General features: G+C 65.6%; 3 protein-coding genes. 1 reads left to right on the top strand and 2 read right to left on the bottom strand.

Features of this window, described 5'->3' with window-relative positions; translation table 11 throughout:
* Both DBR23_RS07335 and DBR23_RS07330 read right to left on the bottom strand, forming a co-directional pair.
* A partial coding sequence (locus tag DBR23_RS07335) for an HAD-IC family P-type ATPase (protein ID WP_146191268.1) occupies positions 1–960 on the bottom strand: 960 nt, incomplete at its 3' end.
* A gap of 55 nt (positions 961–1015) precedes the next feature.
* On the bottom strand, positions 1016–3019 hold the full coding sequence (locus tag DBR23_RS07330) for a U32 family peptidase (RefSeq protein ID WP_108497801.1): 2004 nt from the start codon (positions 3017–3019) through the stop codon (positions 1016–1018).
* A gap of 196 nt (positions 3020–3215) precedes the next feature.
* Between DBR23_RS07330 and DBR23_RS07325 the strand changes: the two genes are divergently transcribed.
* Positions 3216–4370: a branched-chain amino acid ABC transporter substrate-binding protein gene (locus DBR23_RS07325; protein WP_108497800.1), complete on the top strand. Its 1155-nt coding sequence runs from the start codon at positions 3216–3218 to the stop codon at positions 4368–4370.
* The last annotated feature ends 110 nt before the right edge of the window (positions 4371–4480 follow it).

The following is a 4480-nucleotide window of genomic DNA, read 5'->3' as shown; positions in this document are numbered from 1 at the left end:
GGTCTCCACCGAGGGCAGGCGCCGCACCAGGGCATGCACCGCCACCATGCGGCGTGCGCCCAGGGCCAGCAGCACCGTGACCACGGCGGGCAGGGCCTCGGGGATGGCGGCCACCGCCAGGCTGATGGCGGTGAGGGCCATGAGCAGCGGCGCCTCGCCGCGCAGCACGCCCACCACAAAGATCACCGCGCAGATGCCCAGCACCGCTATCGCCAGGCGCTTGCCAAACGCCGCCAGGCGCAGTTGCAGCGGCGTGCTGCGGTCGCCGGTGTCGAGCAGCGTGGCCACCTTACCCAGCTCGGTGCGCATGCCGGTGGCCACCACCAGGCCGCGTGCGCGGCCGTGGGTGGCGGTGGTGCCCTTGAAGGCCATGTTGGTGCGGTCGCCGAGCGCGCCCACGTCGTCGGCTGCCAGGGCTTCGGTCTGCTTGGCTACCGTGACGGACTCGCCCGTGAGGGCCGATTCATCCACCTGCAACTGCGCGATCTCGATGAGCCGCAGGTCGGCCGGGATCTGGTTGCCCGCCTCCAGCAGCACGATGTCGCCGGGCACGAGCACGGTGGCAGGCACCACCTGCACGGCACCGCCGCGCAGCACGGTCGCGTGCGCCGCCGCCAGCTGGCGCAGGGCAGCCATGGCCTGGTCGGCGCGCCATGCCTGCACAAAGCCGATGACGGCATTGAGCACCACGATGACGAGGATCACCAGCGTGTCGGTGACCTCGCCCACCAGCCCCGAGATGACGGCCGCACCCAGCAGCACCAGCACCATGAAGTCCTTGAACTGGTCGGCCAGCAGGCGCCACCAGGGGCGGTCCTGCGATGCGGCCAACTCGTTGGCGCCATGGGTGGCGCTGCGGCGCAGCGCTTCGTCGGCGTGCAGGCCTGCGTCAGGGTTGACGCCATGGGCCTGGGCCACGGCGTCGGTGGGGTGCAGGTGCGGCGCGGTGGATGGGGACATGCGGCGATCAGTGAAACGGGCCGCACGCCCGCACAAGGACTTCTTCGGCGTTGCCTTAGTGCGCGACTTGCGGCCGGGCTTTGTAGAACTGGAGCGGGGCTTCTGGCACCTGGTTCAGCACCTGGCGCTTGATCTTGCCCACCACATGCATTTCACAGGGCTTGCAGTCAAAGCGCAAGGTCAGCTTTTCCTTGCCATTGATCAACATCAAGGGTTCGGCCTTGATGGTGCCCTGGACACCCGTCACGCCCTTGGCCTGTTTGGGGCACAGGCTCATGGAAAAGCGCACGCAGTGCTTGGTGATCATGAGGCTGACCTCGCCTTCCTCTTCGTGCGCCTCGTAAGCCGCGTCGATCACCTTCACACCGTGGCGCACGTAGAAGTCGTGGGCCTTGTGGTTGAACACGTTGCCCAGGAAGGAGAGCGTGTCTTCGGGGTAGGGTGTTGGGGGCTCCACCGGTGTCGCACGTGGCAGGCGGGCAAAGTTGCGGGCGCTGTTGGCTTCCAGGTCGGCCACAGCATCGCGGCGCAGGGCGTTGAGCACCGAGGCGGGCACAAACCACGGCTGCGAGAGCTGCAGCGCAATGTCATGCACCGCAAACACCGTGGCGCCAAAGCGGCCCAGTTGCTCGCGCAGGCTGGCCTCGGCCTTGGCCGCGTCAGTGGCTGGCTGGTGAGGTTGCTGCACGGATGCACAGCCCACGTTGCCGTCCTCGTCGGTCAGCATCAGGCTGAAGCCGGTGGGCGTTTCGCTCAGGTGCGCCCACAGGCCGATGCGGCGGTCACTGGACTTTTTCTCCAGCGTGCGCACCCAGTCCATGTCGCGGTTGCGGTTGACCTCGGTGCCCTTGCGCAGGTCCTTAAAGCCGTCCATCGGGTCCTTGGGGTACACGCGCCATTGGCCCACGCTGCGGGCCGACACCGATTCGGCCACATTGATGGCCATGCCCACCAGTTCCTTGTGCAGGTCGTAGTAGCACAGGCCGTCGCCGTTGTGCAGCACGGTGGCTGGGTCACTCAGTTCCAGCTCCACAAAGTCTGGGCCCAGCTTGGTCACCCAGCCGATGGCCTGGCCGGGGTTCTTGGGGGTGTCGAACGCGCCGATGTCTTCCTTGCGGCCGGTCACGAAGTAATCGGTGAACTCGCGGTTGAAGTTCTGCAGTGGGTCGGGTGTGAAGGTGAAGGTGGTGCGGCCACTGGACGAGCGCGACAGCGGCCGGCCCTGGGCCTCGCGCTCTTCGATGATCTCGTCGAGCAAGGTGCGGTAGTGGGCGGTGATGTTCTTCACGTAGCCCATGTCCTTGTAGCGCCCTTCGATCTTGAAGCTGCGCACGCCCGCATCGATGAGCGCGAGCAGGTTGTCGCTCTGGTTGTTGTCCTTCATGCTCAGCACGTGCTTGTCGTGCGCGATGAAGCGGCCCTGCGCATCGGTCACCTGGTAGGGCAGGCGGCAGGCCTGGCTGCAGTCGCCGCGGTTGGCGCTGCGGCCGGTCTGCGCATGGCTGATGTTGCACTGGCCGCTGTAGGCCACGCACAGCGCGCCGTGGATGAAGAACTCGATGTTGGCGCGCCCCGGCGCATCCACGGGCCCCAGCGCCTTGTGCACTGCGGCGATCTGCTGCACCGTCAGCTCGCGTGCCAGCACGATCTGCGACAGGCCCGCGTCCTGCAAGAAGCGTGCTTTTTCGGGCGTGCGGATATCGGTCTGGGTGCTGGCGTGCAGCTGGATGGGCGGCAGGTCGATTTCGAGCAGGCCCATGTCCTGGATGATCAATGCGTCCGCGCCCGCCTCGTACACCTGCCAGGCCATCTTGCGCGCGGCCTCCAGTTCATCGTCGCGCAGGATGGTGTTGAGCGTGATGAAGATGCGGCTGTTGAAGCGATGCGCGTGCCTGACCAGGCGCTCGATGTCCCGGATGTCGTTGCCCGCACTGGCCCGCGCGCCAAAGGCCGGGCCGCCGATGTAGACGGCATCTGCGCCGTGGTTGATGGCTTCGATGCCAATGTCTGCGTCGCGCGCAGGCGAGAGCAGTTCGAGCTGGTGGGGCAGGAGGGACATGGGGCGTGATTATCCCAGCCTGCCTGGCCGGGCGGTGGGCGCCGGACTCATTAGCCCGGTTAATGCCGGAGCAAATTACTAAGTTTGCTTAGTAATTTTGCGAAAACGAGGGTTGAGGTGGCTACGATGCGGGGTTTGTTGTGTACAAGTTCGGTGCACAACAGGATGATTTGACCGACCCAGGAGACTTTGTACCGTGCTGCGCCCCGTTTTTGCTTCTTCGCCCCTGTTCCGAATTTCTGCGCTGACCGCCCTTGCGCTGGCGGCCCATCTGGCCTCTGCCCAGGACGTACAGACCGTCAAGATCGCCCATGCGGGCCCGGTGTCGGGCGGCATTGCCCACATCGGCAAAGACACGGAAAACGGTGTGCGTCTGGCCATTGACGACCTGAACGCCCAGAACCTCGTCATCGGCGGCAAGAAGATCAAGTTTGAAATCGCGGCCGAAGACGACGCGGGCGACCCACGCCAGGCCACCGCCGTGGCCCAGAAGCTGTGCGACCAGAAGGTGGCGGGCGTGGTGGGGCACCTGCAATCGGGCACGTCCATTCCCGCCTCGGCGGTCTACGCCAAGTGCGACCTGCCGCACATCACGGCCTCGGCCTCCAACCCCGACCTGACCAAGCCAGGCCACAAGACCACCTTCCGCCTGATCGCCAACGACAACGCGCTGGGTGCTGCCCTGGCCTTGTTTGGTGCAGACCACCTCAAGCTCAAGAGCGTGGCCATCATCGACGACCGCACGGCCTATGGCCAGGGCGTGGCCTCGGTTTTCAAGGCGACGGCGCAACAAAAGGGCCTGAAAGTGGTGGCCGAGGAGTTCACCAACGACAAGGCCACCGACTTCATGGCCATCCTCACCGCCATCAAGAACAAGAAGCCCGACGCGATCTTCTACGGCGGCCTGGACGCCCAAGCTGGCCCCATGCTGCGCCAGATGGAGCAGCTGGGCCTGGGCAACGTGAAGTTCTTTGGCGGTGATGCGCTGTGCACCGAGAAGCTGCCCGAACTGTCGGGCAAGACCCCCGCGCTGAAGAATGTGACCTGCGCGACGGGCGGCGCGTCGGTGGACAAGATGCAGGGCGGCTCGGACTGGAAGAAGCGCTACGACGCCAAGTTCCCCGGCCAGTTCCAGATCTACAGCCCCTACGCCTATGACGCTGCCATGGTGCTGGCCGACGCGATGAAGCGCGCCAACTCGGTGGACCCCAAGGTGTTCACGCCGTCCCTGGCCAAGACCGAACACAAGGGCGTGACCGCCAACATAGCCTTCACCGCCAAGGGAGAGCTGACCACCCCCGCCGTGACCTTGTACACGTTCAAGGACGGCAGCCGCGTGGCGTTGAACTGAGGTCACTCTCCGGCGTTGCTTCAGCGACTCCTGACCCAATGGCCGCTCCCCGCGGCCGTTTTTGCGTGCGGCGTTTGCCTTTACAGTCAGATCCCATCGCAAGAACGCGC

The organism is Acidovorax sp. HMWF018 (assembly GCF_003061035.1).
Classification (GTDB): domain Bacteria; phylum Pseudomonadota; class Gammaproteobacteria; order Burkholderiales; family Burkholderiaceae_C; genus Acidovorax; species Acidovorax delafieldii.
This window is presented reverse-complemented; position numbering and strand designations above follow the sequence as displayed.